Source organism: Agrobacterium sp. YIC 4121, assembly GCF_002008205.1.
In the GTDB taxonomy this organism is placed as follows: domain Bacteria; phylum Pseudomonadota; class Alphaproteobacteria; order Rhizobiales; family Rhizobiaceae; genus Agrobacterium; species Agrobacterium leguminum.
This window is the reverse complement of the sequence record NZ_MRDI01000027.1, coordinates 35889-55101: the sequence shown is the minus strand read 5'-3', so window position 1 is coordinate 55101 and position 19213 is coordinate 35889. Positions and strand designations below refer to the sequence as shown.

The 19213-nt window shown below is 59.0% G+C and carries 19 protein-coding genes; 14 read left to right on the top strand and 5 right to left on the bottom strand.

Annotation, left to right across the window (positions count from 1 at the left end; translation table 11 throughout):
- The first annotated feature begins 226 nt into the window (after positions 1 to 226).
- The 4 genes from clpS to BTE54_RS21860 all read left to right on the top strand — a co-directional run bounded on the left by clpS (position 227) and on the right by BTE54_RS21860 (position 4376).
- Positions 227 to 583, top strand: coding sequence for an ATP-dependent Clp protease adapter ClpS (clpS, locus tag BTE54_RS21875; RefSeq protein ID WP_003521420.1), 357 nt, complete (start codon positions 227 to 229; stop codon positions 581 to 583).
- A gap of 10 nt (positions 584 to 593) precedes the next feature.
- Positions 594 to 3107 carry an ATP-dependent Clp protease ATP-binding subunit ClpA gene (gene clpA / locus BTE54_RS21870; protein ID WP_078053979.1) on the top strand — a complete coding sequence of 838 codons (2514 nt, stop codon included), beginning with the start codon at positions 594 to 596 and terminating at the stop codon, positions 3105 to 3107.
- Positions 3108 to 3276: 169 nt separating this feature from the next.
- Complete coding sequence (locus BTE54_RS21865) at positions 3277 to 4035, top strand: AzlC family ABC transporter permease (RefSeq protein ID WP_065653935.1); 759 nt, start codon at positions 3277 to 3279, stop codon at positions 4033 to 4035.
- The gene (locus tag BTE54_RS21860; protein WP_198939204.1) at positions 4032 to 4376 is read left to right on the top strand and encodes an AzlD domain-containing protein; all 345 of its coding nucleotides are present in this window, start codon (positions 4032 to 4034) and stop codon (positions 4374 to 4376) included. Before BTE54_RS21865 ends, BTE54_RS21860 begins: the two co-directional genes overlap by 4 nt.
- Positions 4377 to 4393: 17 nt before the next feature.
- Here BTE54_RS21860 and BTE54_RS21855 read toward each other — a convergent pair whose 3' ends face one another.
- The gene (locus BTE54_RS21855) at positions 4394 to 5257 is read right to left on the bottom strand and encodes a LysR substrate-binding domain-containing protein (protein WP_078053978.1); all 864 of its coding nucleotides are present in this window, start codon (positions 5255 to 5257) and stop codon (positions 4394 to 4396) included.
- A gap of 110 nt (positions 5258 to 5367) precedes the next feature.
- On the opposite strand from BTE54_RS21855, the gene BTE54_RS21850 reads away from it, so the two are divergent.
- Positions 5368 to 6219 (top strand): urea carboxylase-associated family protein, encoded by an 852-nt coding sequence (locus tag BTE54_RS21850; protein ID WP_078053977.1) that lies wholly within the window; start codon positions 5368 to 5370, stop codon positions 6217 to 6219.
- Positions 6220 to 6343: 124 nt separating this feature from the next.
- Here the strand turns inward: BTE54_RS21850 and BTE54_RS21845 are convergent, their stop codons facing one another.
- Genes BTE54_RS21845 through BTE54_RS21830 form a run of 4 tightly spaced genes read right to left on the bottom strand, consistent with a single transcriptional unit; the run spans position 6344 to position 9195 of the window.
- Positions 6344 to 6775, bottom strand: a complete 432-nt coding sequence (locus BTE54_RS21845; RefSeq protein ID WP_078053976.1) for an HIT family protein — start codon at positions 6773 to 6775, stop codon at positions 6344 to 6346.
- A gap of 22 nt (positions 6776 to 6797) precedes the next feature.
- The gene (locus BTE54_RS21840; RefSeq protein WP_078053975.1) at positions 6798 to 7991 is read right to left on the bottom strand and encodes a GNAT family N-acetyltransferase; all 1194 of its coding nucleotides are present in this window, start codon (positions 7989 to 7991) and stop codon (positions 6798 to 6800) included.
- Complete coding sequence (locus tag BTE54_RS21835) at positions 7988 to 8728, bottom strand: glycerophosphodiester phosphodiesterase (RefSeq protein ID WP_174039108.1); 741 nt, start codon at positions 8726 to 8728, stop codon at positions 7988 to 7990. Before BTE54_RS21835 ends, BTE54_RS21840 begins: the two co-directional genes overlap by 4 nt.
- Positions 8725 to 9195 carry a RidA family protein gene (locus BTE54_RS21830; RefSeq protein ID WP_065653929.1) on the bottom strand — a complete coding sequence of 157 codons (471 nt, stop codon included), beginning with the start codon at positions 9193 to 9195 and terminating at the stop codon, positions 8725 to 8727. Before BTE54_RS21830 ends, BTE54_RS21835 begins: the two co-directional genes overlap by 4 nt.
- Positions 9196 to 9353: 158 nt before the next feature.
- On the opposite strand from BTE54_RS21830, the gene BTE54_RS21825 reads away from it, so the two are divergent.
- The 9 genes from BTE54_RS21825 (at position 9354) to bamA (ending at position 19177) form a co-directional block, all read left to right on the top strand.
- The gene (locus BTE54_RS21825; RefSeq protein WP_236000800.1) at positions 9354 to 10154 is read left to right on the top strand and encodes a cell envelope integrity EipB family protein; all 801 of its coding nucleotides are present in this window, start codon (positions 9354 to 9356) and stop codon (positions 10152 to 10154) included.
- 192 nt (positions 10155 to 10346) lie between these two features.
- Complete coding sequence (gene rpsB, locus BTE54_RS21820; RefSeq protein ID WP_003496241.1) at positions 10347 to 11114, top strand: 30S ribosomal protein S2; 768 nt, start codon at positions 10347 to 10349, stop codon at positions 11112 to 11114.
- 358 nt (positions 11115 to 11472) lie between these two features.
- Entirely contained in the window at positions 11473 to 12399 is a 927-nt protein-coding gene (gene tsf / locus BTE54_RS21815; protein ID WP_003521408.1) for a translation elongation factor Ts, read from the top strand.
- Positions 12400 to 12496: 97 nt separating this feature from the next.
- Positions 12497 to 13219, top strand: a complete 723-nt coding sequence (gene pyrH, locus BTE54_RS21810) for a UMP kinase (protein WP_003502561.1) — start codon at positions 12497 to 12499, stop codon at positions 13217 to 13219.
- Positions 13220 to 13282: 63 nt separating this feature from the next.
- Entirely contained in the window at positions 13283 to 13840 is a 558-nt protein-coding gene (gene frr, locus BTE54_RS21805; RefSeq protein WP_003521407.1) for a ribosome recycling factor, read from the top strand.
- Positions 13841 to 13905: 65 nt separating this feature from the next.
- Positions 13906 to 14649 carry an isoprenyl transferase gene (locus tag BTE54_RS21800; protein ID WP_065653927.1) on the top strand — a complete coding sequence of 248 codons (744 nt, stop codon included), beginning with the start codon at positions 13906 to 13908 and terminating at the stop codon, positions 14647 to 14649.
- Positions 14649 to 15482 (top strand): phosphatidate cytidylyltransferase, encoded by an 834-nt coding sequence (locus BTE54_RS21795; RefSeq protein WP_003521405.1) that lies wholly within the window; start codon positions 14649 to 14651, stop codon positions 15480 to 15482. Before BTE54_RS21800 ends, BTE54_RS21795 begins: the two co-directional genes overlap by 1 nt.
- Before the next feature lie 49 nt (positions 15483 to 15531).
- Positions 15532 to 16653: an RIP metalloprotease RseP gene (gene rseP / locus BTE54_RS21790; RefSeq protein ID WP_003521404.1), complete on the top strand. Its 1122-nt coding sequence runs from the start codon at positions 15532 to 15534 to the stop codon at positions 16651 to 16653.
- A 199-nt stretch (positions 16654 to 16852) separates the two neighbouring features.
- Entirely contained in the window at positions 16853 to 19177 is a 2325-nt protein-coding gene (gene bamA / locus BTE54_RS21785) for an outer membrane protein assembly factor BamA (protein ID WP_065653926.1), read from the top strand.
- Positions 19178 to 19213 lie beyond the last annotated feature (36 nt).

Below are 19213 nucleotides of genomic sequence, written 5' to 3'. Positions count from 1 at the left end.
CCGGCCTGAAAAATGCGCCGCTACTGCTGGTCCGTGTCTTCCTGCGCCCTGGCTGCCTCCATATCCGCACTTTTCCCGAGGTTTGCCTCTTCGCAAACGCAATAGTGATTGCACCGTTTCGCAAGGGGCTTAAAATCGCGTCTTAACGACCTAGATATGAAGAGGCGAAGTTCTCCCTCCTGGCAAAGAACTGTCGGTTTGAGAACGGTTTGGAGAATGATGAAAGATGATCGCTAGGCCGATCTACATGCAGGGCGAGGGCGAAGGGGAAGACGGCGGCGGCACCAACCGCGGAACGTCTGTTATCACCCGCGTCAAGCCAAAAACAAAAAGACCGAATTTGTACCGTGTTCTTTTACTGAATGACGACTACACTCCCATGGAATTCGTCATCCACATTCTGGAGCGTTTTTTCCAGAAGGATCGCGAAGCGGCAACCCGCATCATGCTGCACGTGCACCAGCACGGCGTGGGCGAATGCGGGGTGTTTACATATGAGGTCGCAGAGACGAAAGTAAGCCAGGTCATGGATTTCGCCCGACAGCACCAGCATCCGCTGCAATGCGTCATGGAAAAGAAATGAGGATCGCAACGTGCCAACTTTTTCCCCAAGTCTCGAGAAGGCGCTGCACCAGGCACTGACCTTTGCAAATGAGCGTCACCACGAATATGCGACGCTGGAACATCTCCTTCTGGCGCTGATCGACGACGCGGATGCCGCAGCCGTCATGGGCGCCTGCAATGTCGATCTCGATGCGCTTCGCAAGACTGTCAGCGATTACGTCGACAATGAACTGACGAACCTCGTCACGGGTTATGACGAGGATTCCAAACCCACATCCGGCTTCCAGCGGGTTATCCAGCGGGCCGTCATCCATGTTCAATCGTCCGGCCGCGAGGAAGTGACCGGCGCGAACGTGCTTGTGGCCATTTTCGCCGAGCGCGAAAGCCACGCCGCCTATTTCCTGCAGGAGCAGGAGATGACCCGTTACGACGCGGTCAACTACATCTCCCACGGCATCGGTAAGCGCCCCGGCACGTCGCAGACGCGCACGCCGCGCGGTGCCGATGAACCGGAAAGCGAAAACAAGGCGAGCCGCAGCAATCCCGAGGAAGACGGATCGTCCGCCAAGAAGCAGCAGGATGCGCTGAAGGCTTACTGCATCAACCTCAATGAAAAGGCGAAAAACGGCAAGATCGATCCGCTGATCGGCCGCCACGACGAGGTCAACCGCACCATCCAGATCCTCTGCCGCCGCTCCAAGAACAACCCGCTTTATGTGGGCGATCCGGGCGTGGGCAAGACGGCGATTGCCGAAGGTCTCGCCAAGCGTATCATCGAAGGCAAGGTGCCGGAGGCGCTCGCCAATGACACCATCTTCTCGCTCGACATGGGTACGCTGCTCGCCGGGACCCGCTATCGCGGTGATTTCGAAGAGCGTTTGAAGCAGGTCGTCAAGGAACTCGAAGAATATCCGGGCGCGGTTCTGTTCATCGATGAAATCCACACCGTCATCGGTGCGGGCGCGACCTCGGGTGGCGCGATGGATGCATCGAACCTCTTGAAGCCTGCCTTGTCTTCGGGTGCGATCCGCTGCATCGGCTCGACCACCTATAAGGAATATCGGCAATTCTTCGAAAAGGATCGCGCGCTTGTGCGCCGTTTCCAGAAGATCGACGTCAACGAGCCGTCCATCGATGACGCCATCGCGATCATGAAGGGGCTGAAGCCCTATTTCGAGGACTACCACCACCTCAGATATTCCAACGAGGCGATCAAGGCTGCTGTCGAGCTGTCGGCTCGCTACATTTCCGACCGCAAGCTGCCGGACAAGGCGATCGACGTGATCGACGAGACCGGTGCGGCGCAGATGCTGCTGCCGGCCTCCAAGCGCCGCAAGCTGATCACCGAGCGGGAAATCGAGGCCACCATCGCGACGATGGCCCGCATTCCCCCGAAGACGGTCTCCAAGGATGACGAGATGGTTCTCGCCAACCTTGAAAAGGAACTGCGTTCCGTCGTTTACGGTCAGGATATCGCCATCGAGGCGCTTGCCACGGCCATCAAGCTGGCGCGTGCGGGCCTGCGTGAACCGAACAAGCCGATTGGCTCCTATGTCTTCTCCGGCCCGACGGGCGTCGGTAAGACGGAAGTGGCCAAGCAGCTTGCCGCCTCGCTCGGCGTCGAGATGCTACGCTTCGACATGTCGGAATATATGGAGCGTCATACCGTGTCGCGCCTGCTCGGCGCACCTCCCGGTTATGTCGGCTTCGATCAGGGCGGTCTTTTGACTGACGGTGTCGACCAGCATCCGCATTCCGTGGTGCTGCTGGACGAAATCGAAAAGGCGCATCCGGATATCTACAACATCCTGTTGCAGGTGATGGACCACGGCTCGCTGACCGACCATAACGGCAAGAAGATCGACTTCCGCAACGTCATCCTCATCATGACGACGAATGCGGGTGCATCCGAAATGGCGAAATCCGCCATCGGTTTCGGTTCTTCGCGCCGTACGGGTGAAGATGAAGAGGCAATCAACCGCCTGTTCACGCCGGAGTTCCGCAACCGTCTGGACGCGATCATTCCGTTCTCGCCGCTGCCGACCGCCGTTATCCACAAGGTCGTGCAGAAGTTCGTCATGCAGCTGGAAACCCAGCTGTCCGAGCGCAACGTCACCTTCGATCTGCATGAAGATGCGATCTCCTGGCTGGCGGAGAAGGGTTACGACGAGAAGATGGGCGCCCGTCCTCTGTCGCGCGTGATCCAGGAAAACATCAAGAAGCCGCTCGCCAACGAAATCCTCTTTGGCAAGCTCAAGAAGGGCGGCGTCGTCAGCGTCACCGTCGGCAAGAAGGATGACGGCTCCGATGGTCTCATACTCGAGGTCCTGCCGGAGACGGCACCCGTGAAGCCGCAGCCGGAGGCCGAACTGAAGGCGGCCAAATCGCCCGGCAAGGCAAAGGCCAAGACGAAACCCGCTTCCAAGGCGGCGAAGGCCAATGAAGAGGCGGATGTCCTTGTTGCCGAGGCCGATAAGTCGGACGAGGACAGCAAGCCACGGCGCAAGACCAATGCGGTGCCGAAAGTGCCGAAGAAGAAATGACCAAGGTCTTCGACCGATAAACCGATGCCGGGCGAAAGCCCGGCATTTTCATGTATGAAGCGCGTCGCGTTTTCCCTGATACCTCCGGCGCGTTTCATTTTTTGTTTATGCATGACGTTACCCCGAAGCTACGGCACAGTTTCGGGTGACATGCACAAGTGGGTCAGCAATGCAGACTGCCGACAGCGATACCATCCCCCTGAGCGGCTGGTTTTTCCGGGGAATGCGGGGCATATTTTCGCTGCCCTCGCTCATTCTGATGACATCTTTCGTTGGTTTCAGCGCCTTCGCGCTGGAATCCGGTGTCGCGCGCGGTGAAGCCGTGTTCATGACGCTGATGATCTGGGCCCTGCCGGCCAAGATGATCCTGATCGGCTCCATGGTCGGCGGCGCCAATCTTGCCGCCTGCTTTCTGGCGGTGACGCTGTCCTCGGTCCGGATGATGCCGATGGTCGCCTCCATCGTGCCAGAAATGCGCGGCGCGAAGACGCCGACATGGATCTTGCTGTTTCTCTCCCACTTCGTCGCAATCACGGCCTGGGTTTTTGCCACGCAAAATCTTTCCAAGGTGCCGCGCGAAGCACGCGCCGCCTGGTTCGCCGGTTTCGGCATGACGCTCACCGTGGTCAATGCCATCATCGTCGGCCTGTGTTACGGCGTTGTCGCCGCCTTTCCGCCGCTTGTCGCCGGCGTGCTGTTTTTTCTCACGCCGGTCTATTTTGTGGCATCGATCTGGGCCTCGGCCCGTCATTCCGTCGTCAAGGTCGCCTTCGTCATCGGTGTTATCGCCGGACCGGCCTTCGCGGTCATCGCACCGGAATTCGATATTCTCTATGCCGGGATCGGCGGGGGCACGGCGGCCTATCTGATCGACCGCCTCGTGTTCCGCCGTCGGATAAAACCCGTCTCACCGGAGAGCGAACCATGATCACCGAACATTGGTGGGCGCCTTATCTCTTCATCGCGATTGCCGGCTGGCTGGCGACCGATCTCTGGCGCTGGCTCGGCGTTCTCGCCGGTAACCGCCTGAAGGAGGATTCCGAAGCGCTGCACTGGGTAAGGGCGGTCGCCACCGCACTCGTCATGGCCGTCACCGCCAAGCTGATCGTCTTTCCAACCGGAACGCTGGAAGCATCGCCCCTGTGGCTGCGCATCGGCGCTGCCACACTCGGTTTCATCGCTTTTCTGATGGCAGGCCAGCGGGTCATCGTCGGCGTGGCTGTGCCGATCCTGCTTCTGGCGGGTGGTTTGTTCGCGCTCGGTTTCTGAGACTGGTTTATTCCACCTCAGAGACCGCTCTCTTGGGCTTCCACAGCAAGCCAATCCGCAAGAAGTCTAGCCGATGCGGTCATCTCTTGGGCTTCCATCAGCCAGTAATATTTCTCCGTATCGGCCGCCCGGTCGAAGAGCACGGTCAGTTGACCTTCGGCAATCTCGTCGTGAAGCAGCGCCGTCGGGCAGAGGCCGATGCCTTGACCGGCTTTGAGAGCGGTCACGAGCAGGTTGAAATCCGCGAAAACCGGGCCGGCGTTATCGGGCAGGGATATTCCCCCGGCTGCGAACCAGTTCTGCCACGCCGCCTCGGTGTCGTCGTGCAGCAATTCCGCTCGTAACAGGCTGTCAACATTGTCGAAAGGACCGAATTTAGCGATATAGCCCGGCGCGCATGTCGGCCGTGTCTCTGCGCTGAAAAGCGCGACCGCGTTTTCCCCGGAGGCGATGCCATGTCCTATGGTGAGATCGGCCGGTATTCTGTGATGCGTGCCAGAATAGCTGATGGATACCTGTATATCGGGGTAAAGCGCCCGAAAGCGTGGCAGGCGAGGCGTCAGAAAATGCGCCACGACCGAAGGCAAACTGGCAAGGCGGACGGTCATGCGGTCATTTCCCTGACGGATCCGGGCGGCGCCAGAGGCAATCTGGCGTAAGGAGGTCGAAACCGTCGTGCCGAATTCCTTTCCGGCCGGCGTAAGCCTCACACCCCGTGCGTGCCGCTCGAACAGCGCCACACCGAGCCAAGCCTCCAGATTGCGCACGTGCTGGCTGACAGCAGTTGCCGTCATGCCGAGTTCCTGCGCAGCCAGAGAAAAACTCATTCTTCTGGCTGCGGCTTCGAATGCCCGGAGAGTGGTGAGCGGCGGTAATTTCATGATGCCTCAAGGGTAAGTAAGGCTTGGCCTGAGCGCAAGAAAAACCCGTCTTGTCAGGCGAGCAGGCATGGCGCAATTTCGCCTCGAGATTTTGATTGCCAGAGGATTTCATGACCCCCATGCCCGCCACCGAACCCGTCGACGCCGCTGAACGCCGCGCCGTCCGCCCTGTTGTCGTTTATCCGAACGGGACGCTTGAGATGCCAGACCTCGCGCGTCTGGAAGAAGCCAAACGAAGCATGGAAAAGATCGATGAGGTCATAGTGCCGCCGCGTGACGGCCGCAGCTTTCATGTGCCGAAGGGGCATTTCTTTCGCATCGTCAGCGTTGAAGGTCCGCAGGTCGGAGACCTGAACCTCTGGAACGCCCATGATCTGACCGAGCGGTTTTTCAGCGGCAAGACCCGCGCCCTGCACGCCACCCATGTTTCGGTCGGCAACCGGCTGTGGAGCAACCTGCCGTCCCTGCGGCCGATGGCGACGATCACGCGTGATACGCTATCATGGTATGGCTTCGACGAAGACGGCGGCGGTGTGCATGACGTTATCGGCACACGCTGCGATCCCTATACCAATAAGCTCCTGAGCGGCGGCGACTACCACCAGTGCTGCCATTCCAATCTGACCAATGCGCTGGCCTCCGCCAAGGGTCTGTCATTCCGGCAGGCGGAGCCGCATGTGCATGACGTGCTGAATGTCTTCATGTGCACGGGTTTCACCCGCGACACACACCAATATTTCATGAAGGCAAGCCCGGTGCGGCCGGGTGATTATCTGGAGCTTTTTGCCGAGATCGATCTTATCGGCGCGCTTTCCGCCTGCCCGGGCGGTGATTGCAGCGCCACGCATTCGAGCGATACGGCGGCCTGTTATCCGCTGAAGGTGGAAATATTCCGGCCCGATATGCAGGTGCTTGAGGGCTGGCCATGGCCGGAGAGTAATGCTTACCGTTCTCCGGAATGATCAGTCCGAAACCTCTCCTCCGTCATGCTCGGGCCTGTCCCGAGCATCTGCAACCGATTGATTTTAGATACGTGTTTGGATCCTCGGCACAAGGCCGAGGATGACGTCGCATGCCAGGCAGCCATCACGAAGCAAGCGCGGCCTTTATCTTCTCCGCGTGGGCCTTCAATACCTCGCCATCGGCCATCACGCCGGAATGCGGCTTCAGCGGCTCGCCTTCCTTGCGCGGAATGACGTGGAAATGCAGGTGAAAAACGGTCTGGCCAGCCGCCGGTTCGTTGAACTGGGCGATGAAGACGCCATCGGCATCGAAGGCTTCCTTGGCCGCCACTGCCAGTTTCTGCACCACGGGAATGGTTTTCGCCAGCACTTCAGGGTCGGCATCGAGCAGGTTGCGTGAACCGGTTTTCGGAACGACCAGCAGATGGCCGGGGGCCTGCGGCATCACATCCATGAAGGCTAGCGTGTGCTCGTCCTCGTAAAGCTTGTGGCTCGGAATTTCGCCGCGCAGGATTTTTGCGAAGATATTGTCGTCGTCATAGGCGCTGGCCGTCATCGTGTTCTCTCCTCATGGCGGACTATACGTCCGGTTCCTGTCTCTCGCCCTTGCGGAAGGGCGTGTGTTCATCAAGATAATCGCCGATATGCTCGACTTCCTCGCGCTCGCGCTGAAGATAATCGGCAATGGCGCGGCGCAGGCCTGGGTGGACGATGAAATGCGCCGAATGGGTGGTGACGGGCATGTAACCGCGCGCCAGCTTGTGTTCGCCCTGGGCGCCGGCTTCCACCCGTTTCAATCCCCTGGAAAGCGCGAAATCGATCGCCTGATGGTAACAGACCTCGAAATGCAGAAAGGGGTGATCCTCGATACAGCCCCAGTGGCGGCCATAAAGCGCGTCCGAGCCGATGAAATTGATCGCACCGGCAATATAGCGTCCCTCGCGTTTCGCCATCACCAGCAGCACGTCATCGGCGATGCGCTCGCCGATCAGTGAATAAAATTCCCGCGTCAGATAGGGCCGGCCCCATTTGCGGCTGCCGGTATCCATATAGAAGGCGAAGAACTGGTCCCAGATATCCTCGGTCAGGTCGCTTCCCGTCAGCCAGTCAATCTCGATGCCGTTTTCGAGTGCGGCGCGGCGTTCTTTCTTCAGCCCCTTGCGCTTGCGCGAGGAAAGGGCGTCGAGAAAATCATCGTGATCGCGATAACCGTCATTGATGAAGTGGAACTGCTGGTCGGTCCTGTGCAGGAAATCGCGCGGCAGAAGGGCGGAGAGATCGTTCTCTTCCAGAAATGTGACATGTGCCGATGAGACGCCGATCTTTTCCGTCACCTGCGCGAGACCGGAGGCCAGGAGCGTTTTGAAACGTGTCTCGTCCTCGTTTTCGCAGACGAGCAACCGTGGTCCGGTTGCCGGCGTGAAAGGGACCGAGCATTGCAGTTTCGGATAATAATGCCCGCCGGCCCGCTCGAAAGCATCCGCCCAGCCGTGGTCGAAAACATATTCGCCCTTGCTGTGGTTCTTCAGATAGGCGGGCACCGCGCCGACCAGAGCTCCGGAGGCGTTTTCGAGAAGCAGATGGTGCCCCAGCCAGCCGGTTTTCGCTGTCGCCGATCCCGATTCTTCCATGGATGATAAAAATTCATGGGAAATAAACGGGTTGTAGATTTTTCCTGACGTATTGCGCGAGGTTCCGGAAAGCCGTTTCCAGCTTTCCGGATCGATATCCCTGAAGGATTGCGCAACGCGAATGGAATAGTCTTCTGTCATGCCGTGGCGGACGGGTTCTCTCTCGGGTCGAAACCTTCGAATGTCATCTGGTCCGCATATTTATAGGTAGTCTCGCGCGCATTTTCATCCCTGACCGTCCAGGTAATCACCGGAAGGCCAAGTTTTCTTTGCGCCTCGATGAAGCTGTTGGGCAGATGACCCCAATGATAGGAGATAAAATCGAGCCCGAGCTGCATCGCTTCGTCATGTTTGAAGAAGTCTTCCGGCTTGTCGCCTTCGGCCGTCAGGCCCAGCGGCCAGGGCGAGCCGGCCGCCTTCAAATCCTTCAGCAGATGGTGGTCGAAGCTCATCAGCGCCACATGGCCCTTGTAGTCCTCAAGGTCTTCCAGCACCGCCTCGGCAAAACCGTCGTCGACGCCTTCACCGGCGCGGCCTTTCAGCTCGATGACCAGCGGCACCTTGCCGGCGCAGAGCGTGAGAAGCTGCTTGAGGGTAGGGACCCGATCCCCGGTCTGGCCGACGGCAAGAAGCGACAGCTCGGCCGATGTGCGTTCGCGCACATCGCCCTTGATGCTGGTCAGGCGGGCCATGTCGTCGTCGTGAAAAATCACCGGCACACTGTCGGCTGCCAGCTGCACGTCGCATTCGATGGCGAAACCGGCCTCGATGGCGCGGGAAAAGGCGGAAAGCGTGTTTTCCCAGACCGCCTTATTGAGATCATGATAACCGCGATGGGCGACGGGCTGAGCCGTCAGCCAGGAGAGTTTCAGCGTCATACGTCGATTTCCACGATGGCGTCTATTTCGACGGCGGCATTGAAGGGCAGGCAGGCCATGCCGACGGCGGCGCGGGCGTGTTTGCCGGGCTCACCGAGAACATTGGCAATGAGGTTGGAAGCACCGTTGATGACGAGGTGCTGTTCCACGAACTCCGGAACCGACGCAACAAAGCCATTCAGCTTGACGACACGGCGGATTTTCGAGAGATCGCCATTCAAAGCGGCCTTGACCTGTGCGAGAATGTTGACGGCGCAAAGTTCGGCCGCGCGCTGGGCGCCTGGCACGTCGACATCGCGGCCAACGAGGCCCGTCACCGCAATCTTGCCCGATTCCATCGGCAGTTGACCCGATACATAAAGCAGATTGCCGCTGATGGTGAATGGAACGTAGTTTGCGGCTGGTGCTGCGGCTACGGGGAGCGTAAAGCCAAGTTCCTTGAGGCGGCCTTCGATGACGTCCGACATTTTCGTCTCCGGTTTTGTTGTAAATCCTTCAAGAATCCGGCATTCAGAAGATGTTGATCCAAAAGCCGGGCGGTTGCTTGTACAATATGAGCGGCGAGTCCAACAGGAGATATTGCATGTTTGTCAGGACGCTTGGTTTCGTTGCCGCAACAGGGCTTATGACCGGCCTGTCGAACGCTGCCAATGCCTTGCCGGTCACGGTTCCCGATCTCGTCGCCCACCGCGCCGTCTACGATCTCGAACTCAAGGATGCGTCCGATCGATCCGGCATCGAGGGCATGACGGGCCGCATGGTCTATGAATTCACCGGCTCGGCCTGTCAGGGCTACAAGACGGATTTCCGCTTCGTGACGCAGATCAACACCGGCGATGCCGTGCGCATGACCGACCAGCAGACCACGACCTTCGAGGATCTCACGGCCAAGAAATTCACCTTCGAGACCAAGTCCTACACCGACGACAAGCTGGACAAGGAAGTGCAGGGCGCCGCGACCGACGGCACCGATGGCGTGAAGGTCGATCTGACCCGCCCGGATGCCCGACAGGTCAGTCTCGTCGCCAGCGAATTCCCGACACAGCATATGTTTCAGGTCATCGAACATGCGAAACAGGGAAAGCGCATCTTCGAATCCCGGATATTCGACGGTTCGGACGATGGCGATGAAAGCCTGATCACCTCCACCCTCGTCGGCAAGTCGCAGATGCCGAAGGATGGCGATGCCGACGCCGGCAAGGCGGGCGAATTCGCCAAGGCGGCATTCTGGCCGGTAACGATCGCCTATTACAACGACAAGACCGGCACGGACGCTTTGCCGATCTACCGCATGTCGTTCAAGCTTTACGAAAACGGAATCACCCGCGATCTGACGATGGATTACGGCGATTTCGTTCTGACGGGAAAGCTTGCGAAGCTCGATATTCTCAAGCCCGAAACCTGCGAAAACAAGCCTGTCCGCTGAAACGCGGCTGTTTCTGCGGTTTTTTCGCATAAATGCTTGCATTTTCGTGCGGGCGACTGTATGCGGCTCACCATTCCACACGCGAAGCTTGGGATGTTCCGGGAGAAATCCGGTCCGTTCCGCCCGGTGGTATCGATGAAAATCGGTGCTGTTCGCTTCGTGGGGGTTAAACCGGAAAAGGAGTAACAAGGCATGGCATTGCCCGATTTTTCTATGCGCCAGCTTCTGGAAGCTGGTGTTCACTTCGGCCACCAGACGCACCGCTGGAACCCGAAGATGAAGCCGTACATCTTCGGCGACCGTAACAACATCCACATCATCGACCTGGCTCAGACCGTTCCGATGCTGTCGCGCGCCCTTCAGGTCGTGTCCGACACCGTCGCTCGTGGCGGCCGCGTTCTGTTCGTCGGCACCAAGCGCCAGGCGTCGGAAATCATCGCCGACAGCGCAAAGCGTTCGGCCCAGTACTACGTCAACTCCCGCTGGCTCGGCGGCATGATGACCAACTGGAAGACCATCTCCAACTCGATCCAGCGCCTGCGCAAGGTCGACGAGATCCTGAACTCGGAAGCTTCCGGCTACTCCAAGAAGGAACGCCTGAACCTCGAGCGCGAACGCGAAAAGCTTGAAAAGGCTCTCGGCGGTATCCGCGATATGGGCGGCGTTCCGGACCTGATGTTCATCATCGACACCAATAAGGAAAAGATCGCGATCGAAGAAGCCAAGCGTCTTGGCATTCCGGTCGTTGCTATCATCGACAGCAACTGCGATCCGGACCACATCGACTACCCGATCCCGGGTAACGACGATGCGTCGCGCGCCATCTCGCTTTACTGCGACCTGATCGCCCGCGCTGCCATCGACGGTATTGCCCGTCAGCAGGGCGCTTCCGGTCGCGACATCGGCGCTTCGGAAGAAGCTCCGATCGAGCCCGCTCTCGAAGACGAGGCTGGCGCCTGATATAGGCCCTGTCTGGCGGCGATCTCGGTCGCCGTCTCCTCGACCAGGATATGACAAGGCCGTCAAAGACCTTCAATGGGTTGACGGCCTTGTTCGTTTCAAGCGCTCCGCCACGTTTTTATGAAATCGCTGGCGTCCGATGCGGTTGAAACGGAAGGCAGTCTTCATAACGCTGTCATACTTCAGCGGCACCCATCATCTCGATGCATGGAGACGCCGCAGCACTTGGGAATGCGCATGCCCCTTTCCTGAAATCCTCTTCGGTTTCAAAGGGTGTGCGGCCGGGTACAGTCATCACCCAGAACTTCGGCACGGCAAATTCCGCCGGCTGACCGATCGAACCGATAAGAGGCACACAATGACCGAAATCACAGCCGCAATGGTGAAGGAACTGCGCGAAAAGTCTGGCGCAGGCATGATGGACTGCAAGAAGGCTCTTGCTGAGACCAATGGCGACATGGAAGCGGCGATCGACTGGCTGCGCGCCAAGGGCATCGCAAAGGCCGACAAGAAGTCCGGCCGCACGGCTGCCGAAGGTCTGGTCGGCGTTGCCACCATGGGTCACAAGGCTGTCGTCGTTGAGCTGAACTCCGAAACCGACTTCGTTGCCCGTAACGATGCGTTCCAGGACCTCATCCGCGGTATCGCCCAGGTTGCCCTCACCACCAACGGCACCGTTGACGCTGTTTCCGCTGCCACCTATCCGGCAACCGGCAAGTCCGTTGCCGACAGCATCAAGGACGCGATTGCCACCATCGGTGAGAACATGACGCTCCGCCGCTCGGCAGCGCTCGAAGTTCCGCACGGCGTTGTTGCGACCTACATCCACAACGCTGCCGGCGACGGCATCGGCAAGCTCGGCGTTCTCGTTGCCCTGAAGTCGGAAGGCGACAAGGCCGTTCTGAACTCCATCGGCCGTCAGGTTGCCATGCACATCGCTGCGACCAACCCGCTCGCCATCCGCGCTGAAGAAGTCGACGCCGCCGTTGCCGAGCGCGAGCGCAACGTCTTCATCGAACAGGCCCGTGAATCCGGCAAGCCGGAAGCCATCATCGAAAAGATGGTTGATGGCCGTATGCGCAAGTTCTTCGAGGAAGTCGCCCTTCTGTCGCAGGCTTTCGTCATCAACCCGGACCTGACTGTCGGCGCTGCCGTCAAGGAAGCCGAAAAGGAAGCCGGCGCTTCCATCGAAGTAACGGGCATGGTTCGCCTCCTGCTCGGCGATGGCGTCGAGAAGGAAGAAAGCGATTTCGCAGCCGAAGTCGCAGCCGTCGCCAAGGGCTGATTATATTTACCCAATCTTGGGAAAACGGGAGGGCATCGCGTGACAACGCGGTGCCCTTCGTGTATCCGCGTTTCGGTTACATTTCCGAGGAGTCATGATGTCTTCCAAGCCGATCTACAAACGCGTTCTTCTCAAGGCTTCCGGCGAAGCCCTCATGGGCGATCAGGGTTTCGGTATCGATGTGGCGGTGGCTGATCGCATCGCTTCCGATATCGCCGAGGCGAGGGCGATGGGCGTCGAAGTCGGCGTTGTCGTCGGCGGCGGCAATATTTTCCGCGGCGTTGCCGTGGCCTCCAAGGGCGGCGACCGCGTTACCGGCGACCATATGGGTATGCTGGCGACCGTCATCAACGCGCTGGCGCTCGCGACCTCGCTGCGAAAGCTCAGCATCGACACCGTCGTTCTCTCCGCAATCGCCATGCCTGAAATCTGTGAGAGCTTCTCGCAGCGCGCGGCGCTCCATCATCTCGCGCAGGGGCGTGTGGTGATCTTCGCTGGCGGTACGGGCAACCCCTTCTTCACCACTGATTCTGCCGCAGCCTTGCGCGCTGCGGAAATGGGCGCCGAAGCGATCTTCAAGGGCACACAGGTGGACGGCATCTATTCCGCCGACCCGAAGAAGGACCCGACGGCAACCCGTTTCGACGAATTGACCCACAGCGAAGTGCTCGGCAAGGGACTGGCGGTCATGGATATCGCCGCCGTTGCGCTTGCCCGCGAAAACCACATTCCGATCATTGTTTTCTCGATCCACGAGAAGGGCGGTTTTGCGCAGATATTGACCGGCGGCGGCCGCAAGACCATCGTGCACGACAAATAATCAAAACGATGCCGCCTCAAGGGGCGATTACGGCCGGCTTGGCCGACAAGATGGAGTATCAAGATGAGTGGTGTTGACCTCAACGATATCAAGCGCCGTATGGACGGCGCCATCAATGCATTCAAGAGCGATATCGCATCGCTTCGCACCGGCCGCGCTTCGGCCAATATTCTCGATCCGGTCACCATCGAGGCTTATGGCTCGCGCGTACCGCTGAACCAGGTTGCGAATATCACTGTTCCGGAGCCGCGCATGCTCGGCGTCAACATCTGGGACAAGTCGATGGTCAACGCCGTCGACCGTGCGATCCGCGAATCCAATCTCGGCCTCAACCCCATCGTTGACGGCCAGAACCTGCGTATCCCGCTGCCTGAACTCAACGAGGAGCGCCGCAAATCGCTCGTCAAGGTCGCCCATGATTATGCCGAAAAGTCAAAGGTGGCGATTCGCCATGTTCGCCGCGATGGCATGGATGGTCTGAAAAAAGCCGAAAAGGACGGTGACATCGGTCAGGACGAAAGCCGTGGACAGTCGGAAAAGGTTCAGAAAATGACCGATGACACGATTTCGGAAATTGACCGCTTGCTTGCCGAGAAGGAAAAGGAAATCATGCAGGTCTGATATCGCTTGCGATAGACCTGTATTTTATTCGTTTTAATTCCGCGCTGCCCTGTTACTGGATCGATATGCCGACGACGACACGTTCCTCCATACCCGAGCACGTCGCCATCATCATGGATGGCAATGGACGCTGGGCAAAGCAGCGCGGTCTTCCGCGCGTGATGGGGCATCGCCGCGGTGTGGAGGCCGTGCGCGAGACCGTGCGCGCGGCCGGCGATTGCGGAATACGCTATCTCACGCTCTTTGCCTTCTCGTCGGAAAACTGGCGCAGGCCCGAATCCGAGGTGAGCGATCTGATGGGGCTTTTGAAAGCCTTCATCCGGCGTGACCTTGCGGAACTGCACCGCGAAAATGTCCGCGTGCGGATCATCGGCGACCGGCAGGGGCTGAAGCACGACATCCGTTCTCTCCTCGAAGAGGCGGAGCAGATGACGGCGGGCAATACCAAGCTGACGCTGGTGATCGCCTTCAACTACGGAAGCCGCGACGAGATTGCGCGCGCGACGGCGGCGATTGCGCGCGATGTCGCCGAAGGCAGGCTTAATGCCGAATCCATTACGCCGGAGATGATTTCGGCCAGACTCGACACGTCGGGTATGCCTGATCCTGATCTCATCATCCGCACCAGCGGCGAAGAGCGCCTGTCGAACTTCCTGCTCTGGCAGGCCGCTTATTCCGAGTTCCTGTTCGTTCCCGAATATTGGCCGGACTTCGACCGCCAGCGATTCTTCTCCGCAATCGAGCAATATGCAACGCGTGACCGCCGCTTCGGTGCACTCACCGAGCAGGTTGCCGTGGCAGGCGCCTGATGAGCCGTGAACTCAGACTGCGGATCGTGTCCGCAATCGTCATGGCGGCGGTCATTCTGGCCGCGACCTGGTATGGCGGCATTCTGTTCCGCATCGTCGCGGGCCTTCTGGCGATCCTCATCTATTATGAATGGTCGACGATTACCCGGCTGTCTGAAACCAATTCGACCGGCAATGCCTGGGGCTGGTTCGCGGTCGCCGTCATCGCCGGCAATACGATATTCGGCGAATCCTCGCTCGATTTGCCGCTCTTATCCGGCTTCACGCTGACGGCGGCGCTGTTTCCAATTTTGCGCGGCAGAAACTGGTGGCTGGTGGGCGGCATTTTTTATGCGGGCCTGAGCGGCATATCGCTGGCAGCCATCCGTGGTGACGAGCTGACCGGCTTCGTGTCCATCCTGTTTATCTTCGCCGTTGTCTGGTCGACGGATATTCTCGCCTATTTCGTCGGACGCGCCATTGGCGGGCCGAAGCTTGCGCCTTCGATCTCGCCCGGCAAGACCTGGTCCGGCGCGATCGGCGGGGCGGTGGCGGCCGTGATCGGCGGCGGTGCGGTGTCCATGGCCTATCACGGCAGGATCAGCGTGCTGGTGCTTGGGCTCGCCCTTATCCTCTCGGTGTTCAGCCAGATCGGCGATCTCTTCGAATCCTTCGTGAAGCGGCGTTTCCAGGTCAAGGATTCCAGTCATCTCATTCCGGGCCATGGCGGCTTCATGGACCGTGTCGACGGTCTTGTTTTCGCCTGCTTTACGGTATTCCTCATTGCTTTCGTGCATGCGGCGGCAACCGGCGACGTGCCCGGATCGGGCGGCGGTCTGTTGCCGGGTTTCTGAGCGGCGCGAAAGGTCACGACACAAAGGGCAGATTGTCATGAACACAGTAATGGCGGCGACCGGCTTTCTGACCGGCTATATCGTGCCTTTCATCCTGGTGCTGTCGCTGCTCGTTTTTGTCCATGAAATGGGCCATTATCTGGTCGGTCGCTGGTGCGGCATCCGTTCCACGGCATTCTCCATCGGCTTCGGCCCGGAACTGATCGGCTTCACCGACAAACGCGGCACGCGATGGAAGATTTCGGCGATCCCGCTCGGCGGTTACGTCAAGTTCTTCGGCGATGAGGATGCGGCGAGCAAGCCGGATAGTTCCGGCCTGTCGCATATGTCTCTGGAGGAGAGGGCGCAGACGCTTTCCGGCGCAAAGCTGTGGAAAAGGGCGGCCACGGTTGCCGCAGGCCCGATCGCCAATTTCATTCTTGCCATTCTCATCTTCGCGGTGCTCTTCGGCATTTACGGCCGCATGATCGCCGATCCGGTCGTGGCGGAAGTCCGTGAAAACAGCGCGGCGGCTGCTGCCGGCGTGCAGCCCGGCGACCGGCTCATCGCGATCGATGGCGAAAAAGTGATGACCTTCGAGGATGTCCGCCGTTACGTCGGCATCCGGCCGGGCACGCCGATCACGGTGACGGTCGAAAGGGCGGGCGAGGAGCTGAAGCTGCCGATGGTCCCGACCCGCACCGAAACCACCGACCAGTTCGGCAACAAGCTGGAAATGGGCATTATCGGCATCGTCACCGACCAGACCAGCGGCAATTTCCGCCATATCGAATATTCGCCGTCCGAGGCGCTGGTCGAAGGCGTGCGGGAAACTGGCCACGTCATTACCGGAACATTCAACTATATCGGCAATCTCGTGACGGGGCGCATGAATGCCGATCAGCTTGGCGGTCCGGTGCGTGTGGCGCAGGCGTCCGGCCAGATGGCGACGCTCGGCATTTCCGCCGTTATCCAGCTTGCCGCCGTTCTTTCCGTCTCCATCGGTCTTTTGAACCTGATGCCTGTGCCGGTTCTGGACGGCGGGCATCTGGTGTTCTACGCCATCGAGGCCATTCGTGGCAGGCCGCTTGGCGCGGGCGCGCAGGAAGTCGCGTTCCGTATCGGGATGATGATGATTTTGGGTCTTATGGTTTTTGCAACATGGAATGATATCAGCAGCTTGATCGGCTGAGGATTGTGTTTTAACGGTTTTGTTAGTTATTTGTTTACCTTGTTTTTATGCCGAAGTGGCGAATGAGCCACTCTGGAGCACGAAGTAAACAGAATTTAACGTTCGCGCTTGCTTGTAGGGGAAAAGCAGGTAAAACGACGCACATGGCCGGAGTCGGGTTCCGCCCGCTGAGGGACAACGTAAAAAGGTAAGAATTGAAATGAAGGCTGGTTCAAGATTTTTGAACGCTGTGTCGGCGGTTGCTCTGTCTGCCGGTGTTGCTTCGGTTGCGGGCCTTGGCGTGCTTGCCTCTGCTGGCGCTGCAAATGCGGCCGTCATCAGCAGGATCGATGTTCGCGGGGCCGACCGGTCCGGTGCGGACTCCGTGCGTTCCAACATCACCATTGCGCCGGGTAAGAACTTTTCCAATTCGGACATCGATGAATCGGTGAAGCGTCTTTACGCCACCGGTTACTTCTCGAATGTCTCCATGCGCGTTTCCGGCAGCACGCTGGTCGTGACCGTCAATGAGAACCAGCTCGTCAACCAGGTGGTCTTCAACGGTAACCGTAAGATCAAGGACGACAAGCTCGCCGGCGTCGTGCAGACCCAGTCCCTCGGCCCGTTCAATCAGGCCATCGTGACGGCGGATATTGCCCGCATCAAGGAAGCCTACGCCGCCATCGGCCGTAGCGATGTTGAAGTCACCACGCAGACCGTTTCCGTCGGTCAGGGCCGTGTGAACATTGCTTTCGTCATCAATGAAGGCGAGCGCACGAAGATCGGCCGCATCGATTTCATTGGCAACAATGCCTATAGCGACGGTCGTCTGGCCGCCGTTATCAATACCAAGAAGTCCAACATGCTGTCGTTCCTGACGCGTAAGGACGTCTATAACGAGGACAAGCTGCGCGCCGACGAAGAGGCGCTTCGCCAGTTCTATTACAACCGCGGTTATGCCGACTTCCGTGTCGTGTCTTCCGAGGCTGTGCTGGACGAGTCCAAGAACGAATACACCATCTCCATCACGGTCGATGAAGGTCAGCGTTACAACTTCGGCAACGTCGCGGTCGAATCGACCGTTCCGGGCGTCGACGGTTCTGAACTTCAGGGCCTCGTGGAAACCCACCAGGGCGGAAGCTACAGCGCCAAGGAAGTTCAGCAGAGCATGGAAGCGATTTCCAAGCGCGTGGCCGGCGAGGGTTATCCCTTTGCCCGCGTAACGCCGCGCGGCGACCGCGATATGGCTGGCAACACCATCGGTGTGACCTACATCGTTGACCAGGGCGAGCGCGCCTATGTCGAGCGTATCGAAATCCGCGGCAACACCCGCACGCGTGACTATGTCATCCGTCGCGAGTTCGATATTTCCGAAGGCGATGCGTTCAACCAGACGGTCATCACGGCTGCAAAGCGCCGTCTCGAAGCGCTCGGCTATTTCTCGAAAGTCAATATTTCGACCGCCGGCGGCAGCGCGCCTGACCGTGTCGTCATCGTTGTTGACGTAGAAGATCAGTCGACGGGTTCGTTCGGTATCGGCGCCGGCTATTCCCAGAACGACGGTGTGCTGCTCGAAGCATCCATCGAAGAGAAGAACTTCCTCGGCCGCGGCCAGTACATCCGTCTCGCCGCTGGTGCGGGTGAAGATGATGCGCGCAGCTATACGCTGTCCTTCACGGAACCCTATTTCCTCGGCTACCGTCTTGCCGCAGGTTTCGACCTGTTCAAGAGCCAGAGCCGCAGCGAAGACTATTATGACTACGACGAGCAGGGCTTCTCGCTGCGCGTGACCGCGCCGATCACCGAAGACCTCTCGACGACGTTCAAGTACACCTACAAGCAGCTCAATTATGACGGCGAAGGCGACTGGGAAACCGGCAGCAACCTTGCCGCTCCCTACAAGGACCTGATCCGTGGCGGTGACTGGACACAGTCCATCATTTCGAACACGCTGAACTACAATACGCTCGACGACCGCAACATGCCGCGCGAAGGCTGGCAGGCTGCTCTGACGAACGAATTTGCAGGTCTCGGCGGCGATTCCGAATATTACAAGATTTACGCCAAGGCTCGCTTCTTCTACACGCTCTCCGATGAGTACGATGTCATCGGCTCGCTGACCGGCCAGGCCGGTCACGTGGTGCCGACAGGCGACAATCTGCTGGTATTCGATCAGTTCAAGTTCGGCGGTCGTCAGGTTCGTGGCTTCAAGAACGACGGTATCGGTCCTCGCATCGGTTCCGACTCCATCGGCGGCACGACCTATTTCGCCGCTTCTGCTGAAGTCACGGCTCCGATGCCTGGCGTTCCCGAAGATTTCGGCCTTCGCCTTGCTGGCTTCGTGGATGCCGGCACGCTCTATGGCAACAAGGTTGCCAACAGCGCCGGCGTGAAGGACGACAACTCTATCCGCGCATCCGCCGGTATCGGCGTGATGTGGGCGTCGCCCTTCGGTCCGATCCGCGTCGACTACGCCGTGCCTTTCGCCAAGGAAGACTACGACGAGGAACAGCGTTTCCGGTTTGGCATGTCCAACACTTTCTGATATCGGCAGTCCAGAACTGCAACTTTGAACGTTCTG